24 protein-coding genes are annotated in these 26,428 nt (G+C 64.8%); 10 read left to right on the forward strand and 14 right to left on the reverse strand.

The genetic code is table 11. The annotated features are described in order from the left end of the window. The first annotated feature begins 99 nt into the window (after window positions 1-99). Window positions 100-852: an IclR family transcriptional regulator gene (locus EV191_RS26935; protein WP_165913117.1), complete on the forward strand. Its 753-nt coding sequence runs from the start codon at window positions 100-102 to the stop codon at window positions 850-852. Between the two features lie 13 nt (window positions 853-865). Then, entirely contained in the window at window positions 866-1,264 is a 399-nt protein-coding gene (locus tag EV191_RS26940; RefSeq protein ID WP_132880530.1) for a GFA family protein, read from the forward strand. Window positions 1,265-1,285: 21 nt separating this feature from the next. Here the strand turns inward: EV191_RS26940 and EV191_RS26945 are convergent, their stop codons facing one another. The 11 genes from EV191_RS26945 to EV191_RS26995 all read right to left on the reverse strand — a co-directional run bounded on the left by EV191_RS26945 (window position 1,286) and on the right by EV191_RS26995 (window position 16,404). Continuing rightward, window positions 1,286-3,640, reverse strand: a complete 2,355-nt coding sequence (locus EV191_RS26945) for a trimethylamine N-oxide demethylase (protein ID WP_165913118.1) — start codon at window positions 3,638-3,640, stop codon at window positions 1,286-1,288. Between the two features lie 53 nt (window positions 3,641-3,693). Next, entirely contained in the window at window positions 3,694-4,662 is a 969-nt protein-coding gene (locus tag EV191_RS26950) for a bifunctional 5,10-methylenetetrahydrofolate dehydrogenase/5,10-methenyltetrahydrofolate cyclohydrolase (RefSeq protein WP_132880532.1), read from the reverse strand. Then, a complete protein-coding gene (locus EV191_RS26955; RefSeq protein ID WP_207894751.1) occupies window positions 4,659-5,231 on the reverse strand; it encodes a cyclodeaminase/cyclohydrolase family protein in 573 nt (190 codons plus the stop codon). Before EV191_RS26955 ends, EV191_RS26950 begins: the two co-directional genes overlap by 4 nt. Window positions 5,232-5,252: 21 nt before the next feature. Next, entirely contained in the window at window positions 5,253-6,950 is a 1,698-nt protein-coding gene (locus EV191_RS26960; RefSeq protein WP_132880536.1) for a formate--tetrahydrofolate ligase, read from the reverse strand. Window positions 6,951-6,958: 8 nt separating this feature from the next. Then, window positions 6,959-10,492: a 2Fe-2S iron-sulfur cluster-binding protein gene (locus EV191_RS26965; protein WP_132880537.1), complete on the reverse strand. Its 3,534-nt coding sequence runs from the start codon at window positions 10,490-10,492 to the stop codon at window positions 6,959-6,961. Continuing rightward, complete coding sequence (locus EV191_RS26970) at window positions 10,489-10,752, reverse strand: sarcosine oxidase subunit delta (RefSeq protein ID WP_132880539.1); 264 nt, start codon at window positions 10,750-10,752, stop codon at window positions 10,489-10,491. The genes EV191_RS26965 and EV191_RS26970 overlap by 4 nt, the downstream gene beginning before the upstream one ends. 23 nt (window positions 10,753-10,775) lie before the next feature. After that, window positions 10,776-11,921 (reverse strand): FAD-dependent oxidoreductase, encoded by a 1,146-nt coding sequence (locus EV191_RS26975; RefSeq protein WP_243659262.1) that lies wholly within the window; start codon window positions 11,919-11,921, stop codon window positions 10,776-10,778. Window positions 11,922-12,258: 337 nt separating this feature from the next. Further along, complete coding sequence (glnT, locus tag EV191_RS26980; protein WP_132880540.1) at window positions 12,259-13,617, reverse strand: type III glutamate--ammonia ligase; 1,359 nt, start codon at window positions 13,615-13,617, stop codon at window positions 12,259-12,261. A gap of 14 nt (window positions 13,618-13,631) precedes the next feature. After that, a complete protein-coding gene (locus EV191_RS26985) occupies window positions 13,632-15,026 on the reverse strand; it encodes an FMN-binding glutamate synthase family protein (RefSeq protein WP_165913119.1) in 1,395 nt (464 codons plus the stop codon). Beyond that, window positions 15,026-15,724, reverse strand: a complete 699-nt coding sequence (locus EV191_RS26990) for a GltB/FmdC/FwdC-like GXGXG domain-containing protein (RefSeq protein ID WP_132880542.1) — start codon at window positions 15,722-15,724, stop codon at window positions 15,026-15,028. Before EV191_RS26990 ends, EV191_RS26985 begins: the two co-directional genes overlap by 1 nt. Beyond that, complete coding sequence (locus EV191_RS26995) at window positions 15,712-16,404, reverse strand: class II glutamine amidotransferase domain-containing protein (protein WP_132880544.1); 693 nt, start codon at window positions 16,402-16,404, stop codon at window positions 15,712-15,714. The genes EV191_RS26990 and EV191_RS26995 overlap by 13 nt, the downstream gene beginning before the upstream one ends. A gap of 283 nt (window positions 16,405-16,687) precedes the next feature. Between EV191_RS26995 and EV191_RS30870 the strand changes: the two genes are divergently transcribed. The 3 genes from EV191_RS30870 (at window position 16,688) to EV191_RS27010 (ending at window position 19,386) form a co-directional block, all read left to right on the forward strand. Beyond that, window positions 16,688-17,401 (forward strand): FadR/GntR family transcriptional regulator, encoded by a 714-nt coding sequence (locus EV191_RS30870; RefSeq protein ID WP_165913120.1) that lies wholly within the window; start codon window positions 16,688-16,690, stop codon window positions 17,399-17,401. A 208-nt stretch (window positions 17,402-17,609) separates the two neighbouring features. Further along, the gene (locus EV191_RS27005; protein WP_132880547.1) at window positions 17,610-19,076 is read left to right on the forward strand and encodes an ammonium transporter; all 1,467 of its coding nucleotides are present in this window, start codon (window positions 17,610-17,612) and stop codon (window positions 19,074-19,076) included. A 4-nt stretch (window positions 19,077-19,080) separates the two neighbouring features. After that, window positions 19,081-19,386 (forward strand): hypothetical protein, encoded by a 306-nt coding sequence (locus EV191_RS27010; protein ID WP_132880549.1) that lies wholly within the window; start codon window positions 19,081-19,083, stop codon window positions 19,384-19,386. Window positions 19,387-19,429: 43 nt separating this feature from the next. On the opposite strand, the gene EV191_RS27015 is transcribed toward EV191_RS27010, so the two are convergent. Then, entirely contained in the window at window positions 19,430-20,122 is a 693-nt protein-coding gene (locus tag EV191_RS27015) for a helix-turn-helix domain-containing protein (protein WP_207894754.1), read from the reverse strand. Between the two features lie 252 nt (window positions 20,123-20,374). Between EV191_RS27015 and EV191_RS27020 the strand changes: the two genes are divergently transcribed. The 5 genes from EV191_RS27020 to EV191_RS27040 are packed head-to-tail and all read left to right on the forward strand — an operon-like array spanning window position 20,375 to window position 25,394. Beyond that, complete coding sequence (locus tag EV191_RS27020; protein ID WP_132880551.1) at window positions 20,375-21,772, forward strand: glutamine synthetase family protein; 1,398 nt, start codon at window positions 20,375-20,377, stop codon at window positions 21,770-21,772. A gap of 21 nt (window positions 21,773-21,793) precedes the next feature. Beyond that, the gene (locus tag EV191_RS27025; RefSeq protein ID WP_132880552.1) at window positions 21,794-22,723 is read left to right on the forward strand and encodes a class II glutamine amidotransferase domain-containing protein; all 930 of its coding nucleotides are present in this window, start codon (window positions 21,794-21,796) and stop codon (window positions 22,721-22,723) included. Continuing rightward, window positions 22,720-23,505, forward strand: coding sequence for a GltB/FmdC/FwdC-like GXGXG domain-containing protein (locus tag EV191_RS27030; protein WP_207894757.1), 786 nt, complete (start codon window positions 22,720-22,722; stop codon window positions 23,503-23,505). Before EV191_RS27025 ends, EV191_RS27030 begins: the two co-directional genes overlap by 4 nt. 28 nt (window positions 23,506-23,533) lie before the next feature. Further along, window positions 23,534-24,952 carry an FMN-binding glutamate synthase family protein gene (locus EV191_RS27035; RefSeq protein WP_132880556.1) on the forward strand — a complete coding sequence of 473 codons (1,419 nt, stop codon included), beginning with the start codon at window positions 23,534-23,536 and terminating at the stop codon, window positions 24,950-24,952. Further along, window positions 24,945-25,394 (forward strand): hypothetical protein, encoded by a 450-nt coding sequence (locus EV191_RS27040; RefSeq protein WP_132880557.1) that lies wholly within the window; start codon window positions 24,945-24,947, stop codon window positions 25,392-25,394. The genes EV191_RS27035 and EV191_RS27040 overlap by 8 nt, the downstream gene beginning before the upstream one ends. A gap of 61 nt (window positions 25,395-25,455) precedes the next feature. Here the strand turns inward: EV191_RS27040 and EV191_RS27045 are convergent, their stop codons facing one another. Further along, window positions 25,456-25,836, reverse strand: a complete 381-nt coding sequence (locus tag EV191_RS27045) for a hypothetical protein (protein WP_132880559.1) — start codon at window positions 25,834-25,836, stop codon at window positions 25,456-25,458. Next, window positions 25,833-26,428: hypothetical protein (locus EV191_RS27050; protein WP_207894761.1), on the reverse strand; the 596-nt coding region annotated here is incomplete at its 5' end. The genes EV191_RS27050 and EV191_RS27045, both read right to left, overlap by 4 nt.

Here is a 26,428-nt window from a genome sequence, read left to right on the forward strand (position 1 = left end):
CGGCTCACCTCTTGCGCGGGGTGTTGGCTCGTGGGACCATCTAGTCATCACAATTGCCCTGTCGGCAATTGTATATCCATCTGCGAAGGTGACTTTACTATGCCGCGTACGGGTAAGCCAGCCGTTCGGCAGATTGAAGCGGTACAGCGGGCCGTTGCCGTGCTGGACGCACTCGGTACGGACGCCACCGAACTGGGCACGAATGAGATCGCCCGGCGCACCGGGGTGAACCTGAGTACCGTTTCCCGGCTGCTTGCCACGCTCGCCGATTCCGGCTTGGTGCAACATATTCCGTCCACCGGTCGGTACCGGCTGGGGATTCGGGTGTTGCAACTGGCGAGCGCCGCGCGCGAGCAGCTGGATGTGCGGGCACTTGCCAGGCCGTTCCTGGATGAACTGACCGAGCTCAGCGGTGAGACGAGCACGCTTTCCCTGCCCGGGCAACACGATGTGCTGACCGTCGACTTCGCTCAGCGCGATGTTTCGGTACGCAGCGTTGCCTCGATCGGCCGGAACAGCGTCGCGCACGCGACCGCGGTAGGGAAGGTTTTTCTCGCCTGGGGTGGGCGGTTGCCGGACGGCGAGTTGCAGCGGTACACCGAGCGGACCATCACCGAGCGGGCGGCGCTCGATCGGGAAATCACCCAGGTGCGTAACCGTGGTTGGGCGCAGGCGGTGCGGGAGCGGGAGGCGGAGCTGAACGGGCTCGCGGTTCCGGTGCTCGACCCGGCTGGCACGTTGATCGCCATCGTGGGCGTGCAGGGTCCGTCCTCGCGGTTCACGCTCAAGGCAATGCGGTCGATCGTGGAGCCGATGACCGAGCGTGCCGGGCAGCTCGGCTCGGTGCTGTAACCAGGGAGGCGGGATGGCTACCGGGCAGTGCCTTTGCGGGGCGATTCGGTATCGAGCCGGCGGTACGCTGCGCGACGCGATCGTCTGTCACTGCGTGGAATGCCGGCGTTGGCACGGGGCCAGCCCGCCGATGGTCGCCGCAGCACGGGATGCGCTGACGATTAGCGGGGAGGTGCGCTGGTACCCCGAGGAAGGAACGCCGCGTAGGGGTTTCTGCGCCCGCTGCGGGGCGAGTGTGTTCTGGGATGCGGTTGAGCGTCCGACACTCGGGATCGCCGCCGGTACGTTGGACAACCCGACCGGGGTGCGGATCATTGCCCGGATCTTCACCTCGCACGCGAGCGACTACGAGGGCCCCTGGCACGACGACCTACCAGCCTTCGAACGCGGTCTCCCACCGCAAGATCCCTAAAGATTGCGGCTCCGGAGCAGGTTAACTGCGGGGGCGGAGTTTGTCCGGGTCGTAGAACGGGAACCGGACGACCCGCGCCGGGATGCGCTTCTGGTGTCCGTCCAGCTTGCCCACCTCGACCTCGGTACCCAGTTCGGCATACTGCACGGCCATCCGGCAGAGTGCGATGTTCTTCCGCAGCACCGGTGAGCGAGTCGCACTGGTGACCACCCCAACCTGGGAACGCCCCACGTGCACGCAATCACCGTGCTGCGCCGGCTCGTTACCAGCAAGCTCGAGGCCGACCAGACTACGCTGCGGATGCGCCTTCCGCGAAAGCAACGCCTCCCTGCCAACGAAGTCATCCTCTTTGGACTTCAGTGGAACGGTGAACCCGATACCGGCCTCGAACGGATCGGTCTGATCCGAGAAGTCATACCCGGCGAACACCAGCCCGGACTCGATCCGCAGCATATCCAGCGCATCCAGGCCGAGCGGCAGCAAGCCATGCGGTTCACCTGCCGCCCACACCGCATCCCAGAGTGCCGGCCCATCCTTCGGGTGCACCCACAGCTCGTAGCCAAGCTCACCGGAATATCCGGTCCGGGAAACGAGCAACGGGATACCGTTGTGGTCGCCGAGTCGACCGATCGCGAACCGGAACCAGGTGAGGTCCATAAAGGCCGGCTGCGTCGGCGGAGTCCAGATAAGCTCCCGCAGCAGCTCCCGGCTTGCCGGTCCCTGTACAGCGATGTTGTGCAGCTGATCGGTGGAATGCTTCACCCACACCCGGTCCAAGCCGGCTCGCTCGGCCTGCTCGCGCAACCAGACGCCGTCGTACTCATCGCCGCCGACGAACCGGAAGTTGGTATCCGCCAACCGGAACACCGTGCAGTCGTCGATCATCCCGCCGGTTTCGTTGCACATCGCGGAGTACACCACCTGCCCGGTGGACAGTTTCCGGATATTGCGGGTGACGCAGCGCTGCAACAACGCTTCCGCGTCCGGGCCGAGTACCTCGAACTTGCGCAGCGGCGACAGATCCATCACGGCGGCACGTTCCCGGCAGGCCCAGTACTCCGCCTGCGGTCCGTGCCCATCGAAACTGGTCGGCAGCCAGTAACCGCGATACTCGGTCTGCTGCCGGGTAAGCGCGGAAGTTCGTGGCGCGAAGGCGGTCTTCTTGGTCAGCGTCGCTTCGGATTCCGGGGTCACCCGGTGCGAGATCGCCATGGAGAACTTCCGTTCCGCGTCGTATACCCGGATATGCACATCGGTTGGTACCCATGCGTTCGCCGGATCGATATCGTCTGGGCAGGCCGAGGAAGCGCAGACCAGATCGGTCATCGCGCGCATCAGCACGTAGTCCCCTGGGCGCGACCACGGTTCGTCGAAAACCAACAGGTTCGCGTCGTCGAAAGCGGTGTTGTAGAACAGGTTCAGTGCCGGCCAGCCTTTCCTGGCGGCAATCCCGTACTGAGCCAACCGAGCGTTGAAGTTGTCCGTGCAGTTCACGTGCCCCGGATAACCGAAGTCCTCGTAGTACTTGGCGTTACAGGCCAGCCCGAACGTATCGTGCCGGCCCACGGTGTCCCGGACGATCTCTACGAGGGGCTGCGCATCCTGGTCGTAGAACTTGCCGAACAGCCCAGGCTGTGGATAGGCGTTGCCCATGAAATAGCGCGTGGTAGTCGAATCCAAGCCGCGCTCGATGCCGGAATCCAGCTGGTGCGCGCCAAACGCGAGAAAGTCCGAGCACTGCCGGCCCTCGATATCGATCACCTGAATGTACTGTCCAGCCTTGACCTGATAGTCCCGCGCGGTCGCCGCGTCAATGCGTAGGTCCAGCACCGGATCGGCAAGCGGCTCCGGCAGGTGCGGCTCCGCGGCCGGCCGTGTCACCGCCCTACGGACTTCGAGCAGTAGTTCGGACGGAGGGTTCGCCGCCTGCTCGTCGACGCGCATTACCCTGCCCGGCGCGGCGACAAGTATCTGTGCCGGCTGGCTCGCGGTGAACGTCTCGCGCGCGCCGGCCGGCGAGTACTCGCCGAACAACTGCACGGCCCTGGCGTGTTCCGGGTTCACCCCGCCGGCGGCCAGCGCGGCGAGAATCGTTTCGGCGCCGGCACCAGGATGGGCACCCGCGGCCAACCGGCGCAGCGTGCTTGCCGGGGCGTCGGCGGATATCCCGATCGCTGAACCGTTCGCGCCACCCGCCGCGACCACCGTCAGCTCGGCGGGTTGCCGACCGGCCAGATCGATCACGGTCAGCCGATCGCCACCGTCCAGCCGCACCGCGGTGACACCGCCCGCACGCACCAGATAGGTTTCCAGACCTTCCTCGCGGGGCAGCAACCCGGGAAGCCGCAGCCGGGGCCCCATGCCGATCGCCGTCATGCGAACGCACCTCCAACCCCAATATCCGCAACGAGCGGGCTAGCTGTAAACCCCTAGCCGGCGCTGAGCAGACCGTCAGCTGGCTGCAGGCGCATGCCCTCGATCCACGGGCGAGCCGTCGCCACCCCGCGTGCCAACCGGGCTGCCGCGATCGTGTTGCGCAACAGCCAGACATCGGTGATCGGCCCGACCCCTCCCGGTACCGGGGTGATGGCTTCGGCACGTTCGGCCACGCTGCGGAAATCCAGATCACCGACCAGCCGGATCTTGCCTGTTTCTGTATCAGGTACCGCGTTGATGCCGACGTCCACCGCGATGACCCCGTCCCGGACGTGCTCGCCGCGTAGCAGGCCGGGCGAGCCGGCCGCGATGATGACGATATCGGCGTGCGCGGTGTGCTCGAACAACAAACCGGCGCGATAACTGTGCACATCGCAGGAAAGCACGGTCGCGCCGCGCGCCATACCGAGGTTGACCGCTGGCTTACCGACGTTGGCGGAACGCCCGACGATCACCATATTGCTGCCCTGATACACCCGTTCCGGATCGCGACCGGACTCCCGGAGATAACGGTCGAGCAGATGAAACACGGATGCCGGGGTGGACGGTACGAACCTCGGCCGGTCCAGCGCGAGCAGGCCGGCGTTGACCGGATGCACGGACTCGATGTCCTTCAGCGGATCGAGCGCACGGTACAACGTCGCCTCGGATACCTGCGGCGGTAGCGGGCGCAGGATCAGAATGCCGGAGATCCGGGGGTCCGAGCAGAGCTTGCCGACCGTGGCGACCGCTTCGGCTTCCGGCACATCGGCCGGTAGTGCCTCGCGGACGTAGTGCAGGCCAAGCTGTTCGGCGAGCCGGCGCACCCGGCGCTCGTAGGCGTGCGCAGGGTAGGCATCCCCGGCGACCACGGTGGCCAATCCTGGTTGGCAGCCCTCCTCGGCGAGCTCGGCCACCTGCGCGGTGAGCTCGTTACGCAGATCAGCCGCGTAGGCTTTGCCATCGATCAGTAGCGCGCTCATCGGCAGCACCGCACCGTGGCGCGGCTAGCGCCCATGGCGACCCGAGTGCATTCCTCGGCCGCGCTGAACCAGGCGTAGCCGAGACCGCCCAGCTCGGCATTGATCCGTACCAAACTAGCCGCCGTCCGGGTAGCTCCCTCGGCGAGCAACGCGGCACCCTGCGCGTCGCCCTTGAGATTCGGATTACCTTCCTCGACGAGCCGGGCGGCCAGCTGGGCTAGATCCGCGCCGATCTCGGCGATGCGCAGCGGAACCCGGGCGGCCGCGCGCAGCGCGTCGGTGATCCGCTGCTGCCGGTCCGGGATCGAGCGAGCCAGCCGGTACGCCGCGAGTACTTCGGTGTAGACCTCGGCATCCGCGTCGGCAAGCGGGACCACCTCCACGCGCAGCTTGTCCGCGCGTTCGGCGAGTTCAGCCAGCTCTCCGGTGCTGAACCGCGCGGCCATCGCCACCAGACCGGCAGCGGTACCCGCGGTGACCGCAGCCGCGGCCCCGCCCCCAGGGGCTGGGGTGCGACTGGCGACATCGCTCAGGAATTCCCCGATCCGCCGCTGGTCGATGGTGTGCACATTCCCTCCACACGCGATTGGTCAGGAGAGGCCGACGATCTCACCCTGCTCGTCCAGGTCGATCCGCGCGGCCGCCGGCGCGGTGCCCAGGCCGGGCATGGTGCGCATCTCCCCACAGATGGGGTAGACGAACCCGGCGCCGACCGAGGCACGTACCTCGCGCACCGGCAGCGTCCAGCCGGTTGGCGCACCCTTGAGCGTCGGGTCCGAGGAGATGGACAGATGTGTCTTGGCCATACACATGGGCAGGTTGCCGAACCCGGCGCGTTCGTAGGTGTTCAGTTGCCGCTTGGCGAGTGGCGCATAGCTGACGCCGTCCGCGCCGTACACCTTGGTCGCGATCGTCTCGATCTTCTCCCGAAGGGTGGCTTCCGCTGGATACAGGAACGCGAAATCGTTCGGCTCATCGGCGGCCTCGGCGACCGCTTCGGCGAGCTCCGCCGCGCCGGCACCGCCCTCGGCGAAGTTGGTGCACACCGCCGACCTGGCGTTCATCGAGGCCGCGATCTCCCTGATCGCCGCGTGTTCCGAGGGATGGTCGGTGGGGAACGCGTTGATCGCCACCACCGGGGAAACCCCGTGTAGCCGGATGTTCTCGATCTGCTTGCGCAGGTTCGCGGCACCGGCGTGGACGTCGTCCGGGTTCTCCGCGAGCAGATCCTCCGGCAGTGGTTTACCCGCAACGATGCGGAACTTACCGGAGTGTGCCTTCAGTGCCCGTACCGTGGCCACCACGATCGCCGCATCCGGTCGCTGCCCGGAAACCCGGCACTTGATGTTGAAGAACCGCTCGGCGCCCATATCCGCGCCGAAACCGGCCTCGGTGACCAGGTAGTCGCCGCAGTGCAGCCCGATCAGGTCCGCGACCACCGAGGAGTTCCCGGTGGCGATATTGCCGAATGGTCCACAATGTACAAGTACTGGAGTGTTCTCGTAGGTCTGCATCAGGTTGGGCTTGATCGCCTCGCGGAGCAGCACCGTCATCGCGCCGGCCGCGTCCAGCTGGTCAGCGGTGACCGGCTCACCCTCGGTGGTGTAGCCGACCACGATCCGGCCGAGCCGGCCGCGCAGATCATCCATCCCGGTGGTCAGCGCGAGCGCGGCCATCACCTCGGAAGCTGCGGTGATATCGAACCCGGTCTGCCTTGGTACCCCGTCGCTCTTGCTGCCAAGGCCGACGACGATATTGCGCAGCGCGCGGTCGTTCATGTCCAGCACCCGGCGCCAGGTGATCTCGGTGAGGTCGAGACCGAGCTTGTTTCCCTGATACAGGTGGTTGTCGACCATCGCGGAAAGCAGGTTATGCGCGGCGGTAACCGCGTGCATATCTCCAGTAAGATGCAGGTTCAGCAGTTCCATCGGAACCACCTGGCTGTACCCGCCGCCGGCCGCGCCACCCTTGATACCCAGCGTTGGCCCCATGGACGGCTGGCGGATCGCCACCGTGGCGCGTTTGCCAATATGCTTGAACGCCTGCCCGAGCCCGACCGTGGTTGTCGTCTTGCCCTCGCCGAGCGGGGTGGGCGTGATCGCACTGACCAGGATGTACTTCGCCCTCGGCGCATCGGCGAGCTCATCGATCGCATTGAGACCGACCTTCAGCACATCGCTACCGTAGGGCTCGAGCAGGTGCTGCGGCAGACCCATCTCGGCCGCGACGTCATCCATCGGCTTCAGCGAGGCACTCCTCGCGATTTCCAGGTCACTCGGGAAAGCCATGGTGCTCCTCAGTGTTCGGTGGCGACGGGATAGCCGTCCAACTCGATGTTGAACTCGGCGCCGGCATCCAGCAGCGCCTCGAAAAGGTACTGCCCGGAGGATCGTTCACAGTGCAGCAAATAGCTCGTGGTCTGCTCGACGTCGTCCCGGATGATGTCGGTAACCAGCTTGGCCACCGAACTACGCAGCGCGGCACCGTCCGGAGTGAACTCGTCCGCGAAGTCGATGCCACAGACCTTCGCGAGCAGCTGCGGTGCGTCCGGCCCGGTCAACCGGAAGAGCGCCCGACCGTGTGTGAGGTCCACGGCGCTGGCGAACTCATCACCGTCCTCGGCGCGTCGCTGCCAGTCGGTGAGCAGCGTGTCGTGCGCGCTCGGCGCGCCGAGTACCAGCCACTCGCCAGGACCGGAGCCAACAACAAGTGTGCCGTGCGCATCGCGGGTGGTTCGCCCGAACCTTGTACCGAGTTCGTTGGCAAGCTGGCCATCTGGCGCGGCACGCACGGATATCTTGGTCAGCGGTCCACGGTCGGACAGCCGCAGGGCAGCGGTGCTGTGCTTGGTGCTGACCAGCCAGCCCGCGTGCGTTCCGGTATCGCCAACCGGGGTGACCGCGCTGCGGGCCAGGCCGGGCTCGCCGGAACGCGGTTGCGGTGCCGGGTCGGTGATCTCCTGCCGCTTACCTTCCGGGTCCACATGCGCCAGGTGCTCGGTGACCCGCGCGGTGGTCCGCTGCCCGTCCGGAAGCTGCACGGCCACCTCGGTACCCGGGGTGGCCAGGCTCGCGTCGAGCTGTCCAAGGCAGATCGCGCGGCCGAGGGTGGGGGAGAACCGGCTCGAGGTGATCCGCCCGCCGATCTTGCCGGTCGAGGTGATGATCTGGCTTGCTTCCGCAGGCACCACGGCGCCGTCGACCGGTTGCAGGCCAACCAGTTTGCTTCCCGTCGTACTCTCGGACTGCCAGGCCAACTCCGGTTTACCGACGAAATCGTCCTTGTCCAGTTTCACCGCCCAGTCCAAGGCAGCGCTGTATGCCTTGGTGAGCCCATCGGTGTCCTGCCCGACGATGAAGTGCCCCTTCTCCAGCCGCAGGATGCGCTGTGCCTCCACACCGAACGGGCGCACCCCGAGATCGGCACCGTGCTGGACCAGTGCTTCCCAGACGTGTAGCCCGTAACTGGCCGGCACATGCAGCTCATAGGACAGTTCCCCGGTGAAGCCGATCCGCCACAGCACACAGTCCGGTACGCCGGCGATCGTGCCGGTACGCACCTGCATATAGCCGAATGCCTCGGCGCTCAGGTCGACGCCCTCGGTCAACCTGTCAACCAGCTCGCGGGATTTCGGGCCGGCGACGTTGATACTGGCGTAGCCGGTGGTTACCGGGGTGACATGCACCTGCCATTCCGGATGTTCGGTTTGCAGCCAGCTCTCCACCCATTTCCAGACGGCAGCGGCCCCGGAGGAGGTGGTGCTCATCAGGTAGTGGTTCTCGCCGAGCCGGCCGGTCACCCCGTCGTCGAAGACCACACCGTCCTCGGCGCACATCACGCCGTAGCGCACCTTGCCGATACCGAGCTTGGACCATTTGTTGACATACAACAGGTTCAGCAGCTTCGGGATGTCCGGCCCGCGCAGGTCGAGCTTGCCGATCGGGGTCACATCGATGATGCCGACGGCTTCGCGTACCGCGCGAACCTCGGCAGCCGGGTCCCCGTAGTCGTCCGGACGGATCCACTGCCCGGCCACCAGCGGCCTTGCCGCATTGGCCGTGTGCCACGGCTGCATGGGTGAGTACCGGACCGGTTCGAAGTTCCTGCCGGCAAGAGCGCCAAGGGTGACCGGGGTGTACATCGGGCGCCAGGTGGTGGTTCCGGTCTCCGCGATACCGCGCCCGGTCGCTTCGGCCACCATCGCGATCGCATTGATCGTTTCCAACTTGCCCTGCAATGGCCCCATGGTCGCGGTGGTGTAGCGCTTGGCCAGCTCGGCGGAGTCGTAGCCTTCCCGCACGGCAAGGTGGATGTCCTTCGAGGACACATCCTCGGAGTAGTCGACCATGCCGTGGGTCGCCCCGCGAAACAGCGCGGGATGTGCGGCAACGCCGAGCTCCGGAATCGCTACCTGCTCGTCCTCGGCGGGAGCCGGCGGCTCGGCGGCCAGGGTCGGCAGGCCGGCGCGCGCGGCTCGGTTGGCTCGCAGCCCAGCGCGGGCTGCCGCGCGGCCAACCGCATCGGCATGTGTACACAGCTCGTCAAGGGTTCCGTCGCCGGCGATACCGCCGGTGGCGAAGACGTTGTCGTCGGTGGTTCCGCCGGGCAGGAAACGTGCCGCGGTCGGTGAGTATGTCGGGACGTCACCGGCCATGTTCAACAGCGCGGTTGGCGCGGTCCATCCGGTCGCGGTGACCAGTAGGTCGGCCTCGATCTTGCGCCCACCGGGCAGCTCCACCGCGCGCAAGTCCTTGCGTCCATGCGCGCGCAGGATATCGCCGCCGTTGCGGGCATCGGCGATATGCGCGATCTCCACACCCGCCCCGCGTAGGTCGTCGATCGCCGCATCGCCTTCGTCGTTCGCGGTGAGCACGACCGCCCGCTGGCCGGGCCGTACCGCGTGCAGGTTGATCAACCGGCGGACCGCGGTGGACAGCATCACGCCAGGGACATCGTTGCCCGCGAACACATATGGTCGCTCGAGCAAACCGGCTGCTACTACGAAAGCCCGCGCCCGTGCCTTGATCAGCCGCTCCGCGACACCAGGATGACCGCGTTGCACCACGGCGATCCAGTTCTGGTCGTAGCGGCCGAGCACGACCGAATCGGTAAGCACCTCGATGCCGTCCTGCGCGGTGACCTCCGCGCTCAGCTGCCGTGCCGCCGGTGGGTCGGCCCAGCGCAGGTGCCCACCAAGCTGGTGTTCCTCTTCGACGAGCATGACGCGCGCACCAGCACGCGCGGCGGCCAGCGCGGCGGTCATCCCGGCGGGGCCGCCACCGGCGATCAACACATCTGGGTGCGCATAGCGTTTGTCGTAGTAGTCATGTGGGGTATCCGGGAACACCTCGCCCGCGTGCACGAACCGCTGCAGCACCTTCTCGTAGGCTGGCCACAACCGCTCGGGCTTGATGAAGGTCTTGTAGTAGAAGCCGGGCGGGAGGAACCGGCCAGCAAGCCCGTTCGCCGCCTTGATGTCGAACCGCAGCGATGGCCAGGCGTTCTGCGCGCTGACCCGCATTCCCTCGGTGACCAACCGGTGCGCGCCGCGCACGTTCGGCTCGTCGCCGACCTGCACCATGCAGCCGGGATCGTGTGCGCTCGCGGTGAGCAGCCCGCGCGGGCGGTGGTACTTGTAGCTACGCGAGAAGATCCGCTCGCCGGCCGCGGCGAGCGCGGAGATGATGGTGTCCCCCCGGTAGGCGGCGACCGTACTGCCGTTCCAGAAGAACTCGAACTGGCGCCCGCGGTCGAGTACTTCGCCTTGCTGTACGGGAAGGCGGAACCGGCCTTCGGTGCGCGTTGTCGTTCGCGTCGGCTGCTGGGTCATGCCGATCCCTCCGCCCGCTCGCCAGCTGGCAGTGCCGTATTGCTGACCGTGTCCCTACGCAGCCGGAAGAACCGGCGGCAGCCAGCGGAGTGGTACCACGTCTCCTCGGTCCAACCACGCGCATTGCGCCGGAAGTAGAGGTAGCCGCGCCATTGTTCGGGCGTGGCGGTACCGGGATCGGGGCGTGTCGCCGGCTCGCCCTCATGGCTGAACTCGGTAACGTTGCGCGGCCCGCACCAGGGGCAGGGCAGCTGAATCATGGATAGTCCTCTCCGCACACCTGCTAGTGGCCGACCGCGGCCGCGCCCTTCTCGCCTACCAGTTCACCCGCGTCGAAGCGACTCAACGGGAAAGCCGCGATGATCTCCGGCGTTCGCTTGGTCGCAACGCATTCCGCCATGGCCTCACCGGACACCGGCCCGGCCTTGAACCCGTACGTTCCCCACCCAACGTCCACATAGAACCCGTCCACCTCGGTAGGTCCCATGATCGGCGAGTAGTCCGGGGTCATATCGCAGAGACCAGCCCACTGCCGGAGCAACCGCATCTTGGACAGCGCGGGCATCAGCTCGAGAACGTGCCCAGCAAGGCCCTCCACGAACTCGAGCGAGCCGCGCATCGAGTATGAGGTGAACGGGTCCACGCTCGCGCCGAACACGAGCTCACCGCGATCGGTTTGACTCACATACACATGTAGCGTGCCGGAAACCACCACGGTGTCCAGGAACGGGCGCACCGGTTCGGTCACCGCGGCCTGTAGCGGCGAGGTGGTGACCGGCATCGAGACACCAGCCATATCGGAGATGATCGTCGACCAGCCGGCCGTGCAGTTGACCACCGCGCCGGTCGCGATCCGGCCCCGCCTCGTCCGCACACCGGTCACCCGACCATCGGCTACGTCGATTCCGGTGACTTCGGTGTTCTGGTGCAGATGCACACCGTTCGCGTCGGCGCCGCGAGCATACCCCCACACCACAGCGTCGTGCCGGATGATGCCGCCGGGTGGATGGTAGAGCGCGCCAAGGATCGGGTATCTGGTGTTCGGCGAGGTTTCCAGGTATGGCACGAGTTTGGCTATCTCATTCGGATCGATCACATCGGAATCGACGCCCTGCTGCTTGTTCACCTCCGCGCGCCACCGCATGGTGCGCAGCGAGCTGTCGTTGTGGGCCAGTGTGAGGTGTCCCCTGCGGGAGAACATCACGTTGAAGTTCAGGTCGGCGGCAAGGTGCTCGTACAGTTGCATCGAGCGGTCATAGAACCGGACGCCTTCCGGGGTCAGGTAGTTCGACCGGAGGATTGCCGTGTTGCGGCCAGATCCCCCGCCGCCAAGATAGCCCTTGTCGAGTACCGCCACATTGGTGATCCCGTGGTTCTTCGCGAGGTAGTAGGCGGTGGCCAGACCGTGCACCCCGCCGCCGATGATCACCACGTCATAGCTTGCCCGGATCGGATGCTCGCGCCAGGCGCGTGGCCAATCCGCGCCCTGCGATAACCCGTGTCGCAGTAGACTGAAAGCGGAATACTTCGATGGTTTTCCGTTTCGCCGCCGGTTTCCGTTCTTTCGCGACTGCCCATTGGTCGATCCGTTGCCGATAACCACGTAGTCCCTCCGAGCTCGGATATCCGAATCCTAGGTGTGCGGCTGGCGGCTGGACAAGTCTAAGATGAGACAACGTTTCCTGGTCAGAAACAATTGCCGCAGAGGCAATTTATTAATTGCCGCAGTGGAAATTATTCCCCGATGGAGCTTGGGTTGCAGCCGCTCAGATCAACGTCAGATACCTGTCAATCTCCCATTCCGACACATTCGCGTGGTATTCCTCGAATTCCGCGCGCTTGACTTTCCCGTAGTAGTCGATGAAATCCCCGCCGGGCACCTTGCCGAGGGCGGCCCGCAGTACCGGATCGGCGACCAGCTCGCGCACGGCGCCATCAAGGGTTCTCGGCAGGTGCTCGATGTTCCGGTCGGCGACTTCCTGTGCGGACAGCGCGAACAGGTTGTCGTGCACCGGCTCGCCTGGATCGAGCTCGCGATCGATTCCGTCCAGCCCGGCGCCGAGCAGTGCGGCGGCGGCGAGATACGGATTGGCCGCGCCGTCCACCCCGCGATGTTCGACCCTGCCTCCCTCGGGAATGCGCAGCATCAGTGTGCGGTTGTTTCCGCCGTAGGCAACGTATGCCGGCGCCCAGGTGGAGCCCGAGGTCGGCGGGCCAACGCCGATACGTTTATAGGAATTCACCGTCGGGCAGATCACCGCGGATACCGACCGGCCATGTGCCATCAGCCCGCCGATGTAGCGATATGCTGTTTTGGACAGCCCGAGTTCGCGCCCGTCGGTATCGTCACCGAAAAGTGGTTCACCGTCGACCGTCCACAGGCTCTGGTGCATATGCATTCCGTTGCCAGTGACGTCGCTGAATGGCTTCGGCATGAAGGTGGCGGTCATACCGGCGTCATGCGCGAGCATATGCACCATGTAACGGAAGAAGATCGCGCGGTCCGCGGTGGTCAGCGCGTCCGCGAAGACGAAGTTGTTCTCGAACTGGCCGTTGCCGTCCTCGTGGTCGTTCGCGTAGTTACCCCAACCCAACTTGTTCATACAGCGGGATAGTTCGGAAAGGTGCTCCCACATCCGGGTCAGCCCTTTGACCTCGTAGCACGGTTTCGATGAGGAATCCAGTGCGTCCGCGATGACGAGCTTGCCGTCCTCGGTCCGCCGTAGCAGCGAGTACTCCGCTTCCACGCCGGTCATCAGCCGCCAGCCGCGCTCCGTCGCCAGCCGGTCAAGGGCGTTGCGCAGGATCACCCGAGGAGCGTATGGCCATGGCTCACCGTCCACATGCGGATCGCAGTGCAGTACCGCCACGCCCGGTTTCCACGGCAGTGGGGTGTAGGAGTCGGGGTCGGGGATCGCGATGAGATCCGGATCGGCGGGTGTCTGGCCGAGGTCGCCCGCGGCGAAACCAGCGAAGCCCGCACCGTCGGTCATCAGCTGGTCGAAACTGCCCATCGGCACGGCCTTGGCGCAAGGTTTACCGTGCAGGTCGACGAACATCGCGAGGAAGAACTCGATCCCATCCTCAGTGGCGCGCGCTTTCAGTTCCTGGTGCGACTGTGCCATGACACTCCCTACTACTAGCGTTGCTCACCGGGGATCCAGTTGGTCCCAGCGAGAGGAACCCCAGCCATCGCCGCCGCTTCCACGGTCAGCGCGACGAGGTCTTCGGGTTCCAAGTTGTGCACATCGGACTTGCCGCACGCCCTGGCGAGTGTGGTGAGCTCCATCGTCACCGACTTCAGATAGTTGATCACTCGGCGCGCGCCGGCTGCTGCATCGAGCCTTGCCTCCAACTCGGGATCCTGCGTGGCGATGCCGACCGGGCATTGTCCAGTGTGCATCTTGTGGCAATGGCCAGGTTCGGTGCCGAGCGCGCGGTAATCCTCGGTCGCATCATGGCTTATCCCGTCGCGCTGATAGGTACGGCTGTTGCAGCCGAGTGCGACCAGTGGCGCGACGCCGAGGGAGACCGCGTCCGCGCCGAGGGCGAGCGCCTTGGCCACATCGGATCCGGAACGGATACCACCGGAAACCACCAGTTGGACCTGGTCCTCCATCTCGATCTCGCGCAGCGCGGCCGCGGCCTGGCGGACGGCTGGCAGCGTGGGGATGCCGGCGTTTTCCAGGAAGACGTCCTGAGTGGCTCCGGTACCGCCCTGCATCCCGTCCACCACAACCACATCGGCACCAGCCGCCACGGCCAGCTTCACGTCGTTGGTCACCCTGGTCGCGCCGAGCTTGACGTACACGGGCTTTTCCCAGCTGGTCGCCTCGCGCAGCTCCTCGATCTTGATCCGCAGATCGTCCGGACCCACCCAGTCCGGGTGCCGGGATGCGGAGCGCTGATCGACGCCGGGTGGCAGGGTGCGCATGCCGGCCACCCGATCGCTGACCTTCTGGCCAAGCAGCATCCCGCCACCGCCAGGTTTGGCGCCCTGGCCGACCACGATCTCGATCGCGTCCGCCTTGCGCAGATCCGCAAGGTTGAAACCGTACCTGGACGGCAGGCATTGATAGACCAGCAACTGGGAGGCCGCACGCTCCTCCGTGGACATACCGCCGTCGCCGGTCGTGGTCGAGGTGCCGACTGCCGTCGCCGCGGTACCGAGCGCGGTCTTTGCGGCAGCCGACAGCGAGCCGAAGCTCATCCCGGCGATCGTGATCGGAATGTCCAGTTCGATCGGTTTGCTGGCGAACCTGCTGCCAAGCACCGTGCGGGTCTCGCATTTCTCCCGGTACCCCTCGAGCGGATAGCGGGAGATCGAAGCGGTGAGAAAGGTTAGGTCGTCGAAACTCGGCAGCGCGCGTTTCGCGCCCCAACCGCGAATCTCGTAGTGGCCTTCCTCGGCCATCCGCTGGATCTGCGCGATGGACTCCGGGGGGAAGGTATGGCTGCGCCGGCGCCCGTCGGCGGGGATCTCGTCGGCGGCTGGTTCGGCACGCGCGGTCGGTCGCGGGAGCATCTCGGTCATCAGTACTTCTGATCCTTCAGCGCGTCGAAGTTGTACAGCTGCTTGGCTGAGGCCACCCGTTTCACGTTCTCCGGGTCGATATGGTCGAAACCGGCCTTGTCCACCAGCCGCTTCACGGTGAGCACGTCGTCGGCGGTGAGTTCCTCGATCCGCGCGTCCGCGCCGAGTGAGGCGATCCTGCCCGCGACGTAGATGACCGTTTCGTAGAGCGAGTCGCCGAGCGCGTCGCCCGCGTCACCGCCGACGAGTAACACGCCGGCCTGCGCCATGAATCCGCTCATATGGCCAACATCGCCGCCGACGAGCACCGTGCCGCCCTTCAGCGAGATACCCGCCCTGGCTGAGGCATCCCCGTGGATCACCAGCCGCCCGCCGTGCGCGGATGCCCCTGCGCATTCGGATGCGTTGCCATGCACGGTGATCGAGCCGCTCATCAGGTTCTCGCCAACCGACCATCCGACGAACCCGTGCACGGTGATCGCAGGGCCGGCGCCGAGGCCGCCGATGAAGTAGCCGGCATTGCCGGCGATCTCGATCGTGCAGCTGTTGCTCAGCCCGACCGCGAGGTTGTGCCGTCCCCATGGCTCGGTAATCCGGGCGTGTGTGCCATCCGGCAACTCGGCGAGCGCGGCGTTGACCTCCCTTGTGGACAGCTCGGCGCAGTTGAGGACCGTGTCCGCCTCGGTTACCTGGACCACGTGTACACCACCTCCGGGCTGGGTTCGAACACCGTTGCTTCGGCGAGGCCGGGTAGCGAGGCGAGCGCGTGATACTCGGAGCCGAATGCCACGTAGTCCGCGGTCTCGGCGACGACCGCCGGCTTACAGGCGAACGAATCCCGTAGCACCGCGAACTGGCTGCTGGTGGTCACCAGCAGCGTGAAGAAGCCGTCGAACTCCTTGAGCACCATGCGCATCGCGTCGTCCAGGTCCGCGCCCTTGGTCATCTGGTCAGCGATGTACCTGGCGGCCACCTCCGAGTCGTTGTCCGTATCGAAGACGTGCCCTTCGCGGACCAGCCGGCGCCGGATCGTCGCATGATTGGAGAAGGAACCGTTGTGCACCAAGGCAAGTTGCTCGGTAGGGGTGAACGGATGCGAGTGCTCGGTGGTCACCGCGGATTCGGTGGCCATCCTGGTATGGCCGATGCCCTGGAACCCGGTGCGGCTGGCGATGTCGTAGCGCGCGCAGATCTCCTTGGGCAGGCCGACGTCCTTGTACACGTCCATCACCGTGCGCGCGCCCTCGTCGTGATAGAGCGCGAGGCCGGCGGAATCCGGACCCCTGCTGGTCATGCAGTCCAACATGGGTGCGAGCAGGCTGCCGAGCTGGCCGTGTAGCGCCGGGTTCTTCAGATGCAGACCGACTATGCCGCACATCGCGATCCTCCTCGCCCGCCGGCGGGGTGGTGGGCCGGCGGTCGATTGGTTTGAGGTCCGGACCTAGGACCTTTCAATCATGCGACCACCATCACAGTCCCGTGTCAAGCGCACGCTCGGTAACCGCAATCTGAAGGAAAACGTTGGTGAGCGGGCGAACTGCCGGGCTCCGCGGATCGGGTTCTGGTCGCATTCTTTTGGGATCTTGCGGTGGCTGTGCGTGACCGCGTTCTTTAAGGTTAGCGCGGCTTCTTTGGGTAATCGCGGTGGTAGCCTCCAGATCATGAGCCGCGTGGTTACCTCGATGACGTTGACGCAGGGCGTCGCGGAGCATTTGCGTAGCCTCATACATCGTGGCGAGGTTGGGCCGGGGGACCGGTTGCCCGCGGAGCGTGAACTCGCCGAACAGCTCGGTGTCGCGCGCATCAGCCTGCGCGAAGCGATCAAGCAGTTGCAGGACGACGGTTACGTAGAGGTGCGGCGCGGCGCGCACGGAGGTACCTTCGTCACCGAGTTGCACCGGCCGGTGGAGAACTGGCGGGCCAGAATGCGCGAGCAGTCCGGCGAGATCGATGACATCATTGACTTCCGGATCGCGCTCGAATGTCATTCCGCGCGGCTGGCCGCATCCCGGCGAAACCGCGCCGATCTCGCCAAACTCCGTTCGGCGATTCGCAACCTTGATCAGGTCGACGGCCGGGCGGCATTCCGGCTGACCGATTCGCAGTTCCACGGTGGCCTCGCGCGGGCGGCGCGCAGCATGCGGTTGGAAAACGCCGTGCACTCCGCGCGTGGCGAGCTGTTCAGTCCACACGATCTGCTCGTCTACGTGGAACCGGTGGAAGAGACCAAAGCCGATCACCAGGCGATCTACGGTGCGGTGCGGGATGCCGATCCGGACGCGGCGGAGATCCTGATGCGTGAACACATCGAGCGCACCCGGGAACAGCTGCGGGTGATTGTGTTCGGTTCGGACGGTAAACGCGGTCGCGGCTAGCTCAGGAGGCCAGCGGAGGCTGTTCACTGTCTTGACACACTGATTACCCAGATGGTCTGATACATAACGGTCCTAGGTCCGAACCAAATGCCTACTCATCCGACCGCGGATATCGGTCGAGCCTGTCGTACTCGGGTTCGGCAAGCGCCCGCGGCGATCCATATCGGCATCGGCTCCTCGTACGACGAGGTTCAAGGAGCGTCTCGGTATGCAGGACCAGATCGAATCCCTGACCATTATCTTCAGTGAGTTCTACTACTGGGTGACGGTCGTGTTCATGTTCCTCATCCACGTCGGCTTCGCGACCTACGAGATCGCCGTGGTGCGGCCAAAGAACATGCAGCGCACCCTGATGAAGACGTTTGTGGTCATTCCACTTGTGACGATCACGTTCTTCTTCTTCGGCTGGTGGATCTACAACGCTTTCGCGAACGGGCCCGGCATCACCGGCGGGATCGCCGAGGGCGCCGCTGACACCGCGCCGTGGTCGAAGCTCATGGCGCCCAATCTGGACGATCGCATCAACGGCGTCTTCTGGGCGGCGTTCCTGCTGTTCTCCTGGACGGCCGCGGCGATCGTTTCGGGCGCACTGCTGGAACGTGTTCGTACCGCGGCATTCCTGATCATCGGAACGATCGTGGGCTCGGTACTGTGGATCATCGACGCAGCCTGGGGCTGGCACCCGGAAGGCTGGATGGTCCAGATCATGGGCTACCACGACGCCTATGCCTCTGGCGTGATTCACGGGCTGGCCGGTGGCGCCACGCTCGGCGCACTCATCGTGCTCGGCCCACGAATCGGCAAGTTCGGACCGCGTGGCGAAGTACGGGATATCAAACCGCATAACGTGTGGCTGGCCTGCGTTGGCCTGTTCCTGATCTTCACCGGGTTCTGGGGCTTCTACGTCGCCTGCAATATCCCGATCACCGATATCGGTCCGGATGGCGAAGTGTACTTCTCGGCGACCAACATCTACCTGATGCCGACCACACTTTCCGGGATCACGCTGAACTTCCTGATGTCGTTCTCCGGCGGGATCCTGGCCGCATACCTGGTCAGCAGGGGCAATCCGTTCTGGACGTTCTCCGGTGGACTCGCTGGCGTGATCGCCACCTCGTCCGGTAACGACCTCTACCACCCGTTGCAGTCGATGATCCTCGCCGCGATCGGCGTTTTCCTGATCTACAAGCTGCATTTCTGGGTGGAGCGAAAGTTCAAGCTGGACGATGTGGTCGGCGCGGTGGCGATCCACGGTTATGCCGGGGTTTTCGGTGTCGTGGTAGCGGGATTCATGCTCTGGGGCTACCCGGCGGCTGCACCCGTCGAGGGCGTCACGGCGTGGTTCACCACCCCGGACGGCTGGCCGGCGATCAACCCGATCGGCAACCTGCTCGGTGCGCTGATCATGTTCGGCCTTGGCTTCGTGCCGATCTTCCTGGTCGCGAAGCTGCTGAACAGGTTCGGACTGCTCAGGGTACCGAGAGCAGTCGAGCTGGTCGGGTTGGACGTACACGATCACGTGTCGGCCTACCCGTATTTCCAGGGGCGCGCCGATAGTGACGAGATCACCGTGGATGAGCGAACGCTTGCCGAGGCGATGAACCACACCGCGCTGCCGGCTGGCGCGGACACGGTGCCCGGCGCGATCGCGCGCGAGGACAGGAAACGGAGGTAGCTCGATGAATACCGGCGTCGACTCGTTCAGCGATCCGGCGAGCGTGGGCGCGCTCTTCCCGTTTGCCGGCAGCGAAGTCGTGCTCGTGGTGATCAGCATCCTGTTGTGGCTGCTCTGGCAGATCCGGCAGACCAAAGTGGAAAACCAGGAGTACGAACGCGCATTGGCGATCTACCGCAAAGTGGGTACCGCGCGAGCACTCGGCAAGGACGGTACGGAATGGCTGCCAGACGAGGCGGAGCTGACCGCCGCCGCCGAGGCGGACCAGCTTGCCGGCGAGACGGAGAAGCCACCGCGAACCGGCGACTAGTAGAAACATCGTCCACTGAAGTGAAACTCGCTGTTGGGTGGATTCAGCTTCCCGGGGAGACCGACTTGATCGCGAGGAACTGGATCGGCAGGGTGATCAACTCGCCTGGCCCGTGCATCACCTCGCCGACGAACTGCATGGCATCGCCCGGTTCGAGCAGGTAACGCGCGCTGCCGTAGCAGTACTCCATCTTGCCGGAGATCATGAAGATGAACTCGGTGCCGGCATGTTGGTAGAGCGGGAACGGCTCGGTGCGCTCGGTGAGCGTGACCAGCATCGGTTCCAGGCTGTCGTGTGGCGCGCGCATCGCGCCGAGCATCTGGTAGCGATGGCCAGGCCCGGAGCCCTTGTGTTGGATGTCCTGACCGCTGCCCGCCTTGACGAAAACGACGTCCTGTTCCTCGGAGAGGCCCCGGAAGAACGCAGTCACCGGTACCGAGAGCGCGTCCGAGAGCCTGGCAAGGGTGGCCAGACTTGGTGATGCCTGGACGTTCTCGATCTTGGAAAGCATGCCCTTGGACAGGTTGCTCTGCTCGGCGAGCTTGCCGACGGTCCAACCGTGCTGGATCCGGAACTCGCGCACCCGGTCGGCGATGACCGCGCCGAGCGCCTCCTCGAGGCCGGCGGAGTCGGTTGAGCCGGCCAGGTCCGCCGCCATGTCGTCCGCACTGCCCATAACGCCGATACCCTCCCTGATCGCGCGGTTTGTGCCGGCACCGTGTTTCGGCAGAATCAACGATTATCCGGCACCTTCCGCTGGCAACGCTTGACCGTTTCCACCAATTCCGTTTCCGTGCAGCTCATAGCCCCTGCTTAGGACCATACGGTAAGCCAGTGCCGCGGTGATCGTGGGAATCAGATGCCTTCGGGGTGTTGTCTCCTCGGATGAGACAGAGTTTACTGGGTGTGGATTGTGAACTAGCCCACCACCATCAACAGGCCAAACGTGCCCCCACGGCGGTCACCCGCCGGAGGGAAGGAGGCCAGTATGAGTTCCGATCTCGACCAGTTCGTAGGAAAGCCTGGCCGGGAGGATGACATCGCCAGGGTTCGCCGGGAGATCGACGAACGCGGCGTCGAATACATCTACTTTCAGTTCGTCTCGGTGACCGGCCGGATCATGGGCAAGGGTGCTCCCGCCGCGCACTGGGAGCGGTTCGCGGATAACGGGTTTCAGCTGGTCTACGGCGCCACCGCGAACCTGTTCACCGATCGGCATGGGGATTACATCGGCTATGGCGCCGAAGCGCGTGAGCTGGTCGGCATCCCCGACGTGGAGACCTTCTGCGTGTTGCCGTGGGACCCGAAAACCGCGCGGGTGTTCTGCACGCTGTTTCGCGGTAGGGAGGAAGACGTCGACGGCGGCGGGTTCCTGACCTCGGACTGCCGGGGCAACCTCAAACGTATCCACGCCGAGTTCGAGCAGGAGACCGGCCTGCATCTCCGTGCGGGCACCGAGCCAGAGATGATGTGGCTCAAGCGGAATCCGGATGGCTCGCCCTCCGTGGAAGGCAAGACCAAGCCGTACTGCTACCACATCGACCAGTTCGCCGAGCTGCAACCGCTGATCCACCGGGTGATGGAGTACGGGCGGGCGATGGGCCTGGACATGATCCAGGGCGATCACGAGGACGCGCCCGGCCAGCTCGAGCTGAACTGGCAGTTCGATCGGGCCGAGTACACCGCCGACCGGCTGACCACCTACCGGCAGATCTGCAAGCAGGTAGGTAGGGAGTTCGACGCGTTCCCCTGTTTCATGCCGAAGCCGTTCATGGGCGTGTCCGCGAATGGTTGCCACCACAACATCTCGCTCTGGGAAGGGGAAAGTAACGCGTTCCTCCCGGACGGGGACAACCCGAGAATGCCAAGCAAACTCGGCTTGACCGCGATTGGTGGCGTACTCGAACACCTTGACGCGTTGACCTGCCTGACCTCGCCCACGGTGAACTCCTACCGCAGGTTGTGGGACACGGGTTTCTGGGCGCCGCTGTATGCCGACTGGGGATTCCAGAACCGCACCACGGCGTTGCGGGTCAGCGCGCCTGGCCGGTTCGAGTACCGATCGGTGGATTCGGCGGTCAACCCGTACCTGTCCATGTCCGGGTTGATCAAGTCGATGGGCGACGGCATTCGCCGCAACCTCGACCCCGGCCAGCCGGAGGAGCGCAACATCTATGAAGCGATGGCCGAAGGTAAGCAGGTCCGCAAGATCCCGATGACGCTCGGCGACGCGCTGCGCGCGCTGTCCGAGGACGAGGTCGTGCAGAGCGCGTTGCCCGGCGATATGTACCGGGTGTTCACGCATTACAAGCGGGACGAATGGGAGCGGTTCTGCGCCGCGGTTACCGACTGGGACGTCGGCGAGTACCTGGACATCTTGCCGTGAAGGGGAAGGGAGCACATCGCGATGTGTGGCATCGCCGGAATAATCCATAGGGGACACACCGGGGACGTCGGCGACGAGATGACCCGGATGCTGCAAGCGATGAAGCATCGCGGCCCCGACTCGACTGGCTACGCCCTCTACGGCGACCCGAGTGAACTGCTCGTCATGCGGTTCAAGCTGGCCGATCCGAACGATTCGGGTGACTTCGCCTACGCGGAACGGCTTGCCCGCAGCAGGACCGCGGTGGAGCAACGCCTTGCCAAACTCGGCGCCGAGGTCGACCGGATGGATGGCGAGTCCGACTACGCTTACCGGGCGACGCTGCGTTATGCCGGTGAGCTCAAGCCGCTGGCCGACTACGTCGAGGATGTGCCAGGCGTTGAGGTGCTCTCGCTCGGCCACTCGCTGGAGATCGTGAAGGATCTTGGTGACGCGGAGAGCGTGGCGCAGCAGTACCGGCTGGACAAGTTCCAGGGCTCGCATGCAATCGGCCATGTCCGGATGGCCACCGAGTCCGATGTGGATATAGCGGGCGCGCATCCGTACTGGGCGTACCCGTTCTCCGATGTTGCGGTCGTGCACAACGGACAGCTGACGAACTATCACCGGTGGCGGCGCCGGCTCGAGCGGCTCGGCCACCGGTTCCAGTCCGAGTGCGACTCGGAGATCATCGCGGTGTATCTCGCGCAGCGGATGTCCGACGGGCTTTCCCTTGAGACCGCGATGAAGCAGAGCCTCACCGACCTGGACGGCGTCTTCACGTATCTGGTGGTCACCGAGACCAGCCTGGGCATGGCCAAGGACGAGATGGCGGCGAAACCACTGGTGCTCTACGAGACCGAAGAGCTGGTCGCGCTGGCTTCGGAGGAAGTCGCGATCCGATCGGTGCTGAATCGCGAGATCGACACGTATGACCCTTACGAGGGGGAGGTGATGGTGTGGAGCAGGTGAGCGCGGCACCGCAGGGCGGTCGGTACGACATCAGAGGGTTAGCCGAGCCGGATGCTACCGCGCCGAAGAATGCGGTCGTTTCCGGTAGCACGGCCGAGTTTGATGCGGCGGAACTGAGTACCAGGCAGGTCAACCTGGAACTGCGCCGACTTGTCTACGGCGAAGGCGTAACCGAGGTTACCGTGCACAATCCCGGTGCGAAGCACTCGCTTTCGGTCGGCCTACTCGCGCGCTGCCGGGTCCGGATCGATGGCAGCCTTGGTTACTTCGGCTGTGGGTTGATCGACGGCCCGGAGATCCACGTGACCGGCAGGGTCGGCTGGTCGGTCGCGGAGAACATGATGTCCGGTGTGGTCGTTGTGGACAAGAACGCTGGTTCGCTGACCGGTGCCGCGCTGCGCGGAGGCGATCTGGTTATCCGCGGCCATGTTGGCGCGCGAACCGGGATCGACCAGAAGGGCGGCACCATTGTCGTAGGCGGGAACGCCGGTACGCTTACCGGATTCATGATGCAGCGCGGTCGGCAGATCATCTGTGGCGATGCTGGCAACGGCATGGGCGATTCAATGTACGACGGGGCGATCTACGTTGGCGGCAAGGTCGCTTCCCTCGGGGTGGACTGTGTGGAGGCAGAGCTGACCGAGACCGATCGGGAGTTCATCGATCGGAAATGCGCGATCTACCGGCTGGACCAGCCGGCAACCTTCCGGAAGTTCGTATGCGGCAAGAAGCTGTGGAACTACGACAATCTCGAACCGAACGAACGCAAGCTGGTGCTCTGACCGCAGCTACGCCACGGGAGTGCAAGGCATGACGACGCCAAACGGGGAATCTAGCGCCCATAATCTCGGGCAGAGCAGGATCTTCACGCCCGAAGTCATCGACGATATCCACACCAAGTCCGAGCTCGGCCGGTACCGCATGCGCGGGTTCTCGATGTTCAAGCCGATCCCGCACTGGGATGAGCTGATGTTCCTGCCGGGCACGCTGACCCGGTTCGTCATCGAAGGCTACCGGGAGAAGTGCGACACCAGGACGGTGCTTGGCGGTAGGTTCGCGAAGCGGCCGCTCGAACTCGATATTCCGGTCTATATCACCGGAATGAGCTTCGGAGCACTGTCCCTTGAAGCCAAGATGGCACTGGCCAAGGGCGCGTCGATGGCCGGCACGGCAACGTGTTCCGGCGAGGGCGGGATGATCCCGCCGGAACGCGACCTGTCCACCAAATGGTATTACCAGGTGATTCAGAGCCGGTACGGGTTCAACCCGCATCATCTGATGCTGGCCGATGGTGTGGAGTTCTTCATCGGCCAGGGCTGCAAGGTGGGTCTTGGCGGGCATCTGATGGGTCAGAAGGTGACCGAGCAGGTCGCCGAGATGCGTTCGCTGCCGCCGGGAATCGATCAGCGTAGTCCGGCGCGGCATCCGGACTGGCTCGGGCCTGATGATCTTTCGCTGAAGATCCAGGAGGTGCGGGAGGCTACCGATTATCAGGTGCCGATCCAGCTGAAACTGGGTGCGGCCAGGGTTTACGACGATGTGCGGATGGCGGCCAAGTGTGGGCCTGATGTCATCTATCTGGACGGCGCGGAAGGCGGCACCGGAGCTGGCCCGCATATCGCCACCGAGGAGACCGGAGTTCCGCTGATGTCGGCGATTCCGGAGGCGCGGCGGGCACTCGAGGACGTTGGCCTCGCGGACGATATCGATCTGGTGGTGGCCGGTGGCATCCGTAACGGCGCGGATGTCGCGAAATGCCTCGCACTTGGCGCTTCGGCGATCGCAATTGGACACTCTGCGCTGATGGCGTTGAACTGCAACAAGGAGATCCCCGGCGTTACCGACTACGAGGGCACCATCGGGGTGGAGGCTGGCAAGTGCTACCACTGCCACACCGGGCGGTGCCCGGTCGGTGTGGCCACCCAGGACCCCGAGCTGCGCAAGCGGCTGGAGGTCGATCAGGCCGCGGAGCGGGTGTACAACTTCCTGCACACGCTCACGCTCGAAGTGCAGATGCTGGCGCGGGCCTGCGGTAAGACGGATGTGCACAGCCTCGAGCCCGAGGATCTGTGCGCGTTGACCACCGAGGCAGCCGCGATGGCCAGGGTTCCGCTCGCTGGGACCAGTTACGTACCAGGTGTCAGTGAGGATCGTACGCTCGCGGAGATGAAGGAACTGTTGGCGAAGCACGTGGCTGACACGGGTAATCAAGGTGGTGCGAATGTCTGAGCAGTTTGATCTGGCTGACCGGCGGCTGTCTGGTGGCAAGGGCATCGACACCGAGGAGCTGACCGGTAAGACGTTTCCCTACCAGTTCGACCGGTCCCTTGTGGACGACGTCGATCTGCATGCCGCGACACCCGGCGAGGACATCAACTGGTTGGAGGACATCGAGTTGATGACCGAGGACGGGGTGAACGCGGTTTTCGACCGGTACACCAACGCGTTCCTCAAGATCTACTTCGAGATTCCGGCGGGGCGGGAGAACGAGTACGCCCGCAAGGTGCTGGTCAAGCATTTGCAGGAGGGCAACTCCTACGGGATCTGGCTCAAGCACAAGCACGCCAAGTTCGCCCAGCCAGAGTTGGGTTCCTGGCTTGCCGGCTCGGCGACCGTGGGCGCCAACTGGACCCCGCCGGAGCTAGCAGGCTGGCAGAAACCCGACCACTGACACCGCGCTCACCTTGAAGAACGCGGTCACGGGGCGTCGTTTCAGACGACCAGGTGGGTGGTCAGCGCAGCCAGCTGTTCTGGGAAAAGTCGTCCTCGTCGAATGCCGCCGCTCGCCGCGGCCGTACGGTCGGCCTGGTCGTCACCTCGATGAGGTGTGCCTGCGCGCCGTCGTCGACGATGTTCTGCCAATCCAGCTCGCCGCGTTCGATGCGTTCCGCGAGGTGGCGCCAGGACGCGGGCGCATCGGGCCCTTTCGCGTATTCACGCAGGGATTGGACGTATTCCTCGGTGCGCTTGCTGTCCTGCGCTTCGTTCTCGGCGACCTGTTCGGTCACCTCGGCAAGTCGCGTTTCGGCCGCTTCGGTCTGCTCGATGAACGCCCGCTCGGCGGGCGCCAGCGAAGCGGTCAGCAAACTCTGCAGATCAAGTCGCATGCTCATGCTTCTTCCCCCGCCGCAGCCATCTCGTCAAGTGTCTTCTCGTATTCGCTGGCCGCCTGTTCGTGCTCCTCAGCGGCGGCAGTCATCTCGTCGCTACCCTCTTTAAACTGGTCGAGGACATTGACGGCGTCGTGCGTCGAGCCGATTTCCGGAATCTGGTAGATGGCATCAAGTACCTTCTCGAAGCCGGCGAAGAGATCCTCCGCGCTGGATACCAGGGTCTCAATGCTGGCGTGCAGACTCGTCACCTTGTCGATCAGGTCGAGGACTCCGTTGACGTCCGCCCAGTACGGGAACTCGTCAACGTCGAAACCGCTTGCCACCCAGTCCACAGCCGCCACGACCTGACCGGCGACCGGTACACTTTTCGTGGCTAGCTTGATAATTCGCTCGAGTATCTTGTTGACGATATCGGCGCACTTCTCCGCGATCTTGATCGACACTTCGGCGAGTTTCTTGAAACCCACGCCGATCCACCGTGATCCCTCGCGAAGGATGGGACTGTCCGCTGGTTTGTGGGCGGTGCTGGTGATCATGGATAGGTTAGGGCTCGGCTCTGACCCGAAAGGATCACGTTGAGTAACGATGTTGA

Origin of the sequence: Tamaricihabitans halophyticus, from assembly GCF_004340875.1 — a bacterium.
In the GTDB taxonomy this organism is placed as follows: Bacteria; Actinomycetota; Actinomycetes; order Mycobacteriales; family Pseudonocardiaceae; genus Tamaricihabitans; species Tamaricihabitans halophyticus.

What these genes read in the sequence shown, in the direction of transcription:
- EV191_RS26985 (WP_165913119.1), bottom strand. Translation starts at nt 15,026, where the DNA reads ATGACCGAGATGCTCCCGCGACCGACCGCGCGTGCCGAACCAGCCGCC.
- EV191_RS26945 (WP_165913118.1), bottom strand. Translation starts at nt 3,640, where the DNA reads ATGACGGCGATCGGCATGGGGCCCCGGCTGCGGCTTCCCGGGTTGCTG.
- EV191_RS27045 (WP_132880559.1), bottom strand. Translation starts at nt 25,836, where the DNA reads ATGAGCATGCGACTTGATCTGCAGAGTTTGCTGACCGCTTCGCTGGCG.
- EV191_RS26970 (WP_132880539.1), bottom strand. Translation starts at nt 10,752, where the DNA reads ATGATTCAGCTGCCCTGCCCCTGGTGCGGGCCGCGCAACGTTACCGAG.
- EV191_RS27035 (WP_132880556.1), top strand. Translation starts at nt 23,534, where the DNA reads ATGACGACGCCAAACGGGGAATCTAGCGCCCATAATCTCGGGCAGAGC.
- EV191_RS26950 (WP_132880532.1), bottom strand. Translation starts at nt 4,662, where the DNA reads ATGAGCGCGCTACTGATCGATGGCAAAGCCTACGCGGCTGATCTGCGT.
- EV191_RS26995 (WP_132880544.1), bottom strand. Translation starts at nt 16,404, where the DNA reads ATGTGCGGCATAGTCGGTCTGCATCTGAAGAACCCGGCGCTACACGGC.
- EV191_RS27025 (WP_132880552.1), top strand. Translation starts at nt 21,794, where the DNA reads ATGTGTGGCATCGCCGGAATAATCCATAGGGGACACACCGGGGACGTC.
- glnT (WP_132880540.1), bottom strand. Translation starts at nt 13,617, where the DNA reads ATGGCACAGTCGCACCAGGAACTGAAAGCGCGCGCCACTGAGGATGGG.
- EV191_RS26960 (WP_132880536.1), bottom strand. Translation starts at nt 6,950, where the DNA reads ATGGCTTTCCCGAGTGACCTGGAAATCGCGAGGAGTGCCTCGCTGAAG.
- EV191_RS27020 (WP_132880551.1), top strand. Translation starts at nt 20,375, where the DNA reads ATGAGTTCCGATCTCGACCAGTTCGTAGGAAAGCCTGGCCGGGAGGAT.
- EV191_RS26935 (WP_165913117.1), top strand. Translation starts at nt 100, where the DNA reads ATGCCGCGTACGGGTAAGCCAGCCGTTCGGCAGATTGAAGCGGTACAG.
- EV191_RS30870 (WP_165913120.1), top strand. Translation starts at nt 16,688, where the DNA reads ATGAGCCGCGTGGTTACCTCGATGACGTTGACGCAGGGCGTCGCGGAG.
- EV191_RS27040 (WP_132880557.1), top strand. Translation starts at nt 24,945, where the DNA reads ATGTCTGAGCAGTTTGATCTGGCTGACCGGCGGCTGTCTGGTGGCAAG.
- EV191_RS26965 (WP_132880537.1), bottom strand. Translation starts at nt 10,492, where the DNA reads ATGACCCAGCAGCCGACGCGAACGACAACGCGCACCGAAGGCCGGTTC.
- EV191_RS27010 (WP_132880549.1), top strand. Translation starts at nt 19,081, where the DNA reads ATGAATACCGGCGTCGACTCGTTCAGCGATCCGGCGAGCGTGGGCGCG.
- EV191_RS27005 (WP_132880547.1), top strand. Translation starts at nt 17,610, where the DNA reads ATGCAGGACCAGATCGAATCCCTGACCATTATCTTCAGTGAGTTCTAC.
- EV191_RS26940 (WP_132880530.1), top strand. Translation starts at nt 866, where the DNA reads ATGGCTACCGGGCAGTGCCTTTGCGGGGCGATTCGGTATCGAGCCGGC.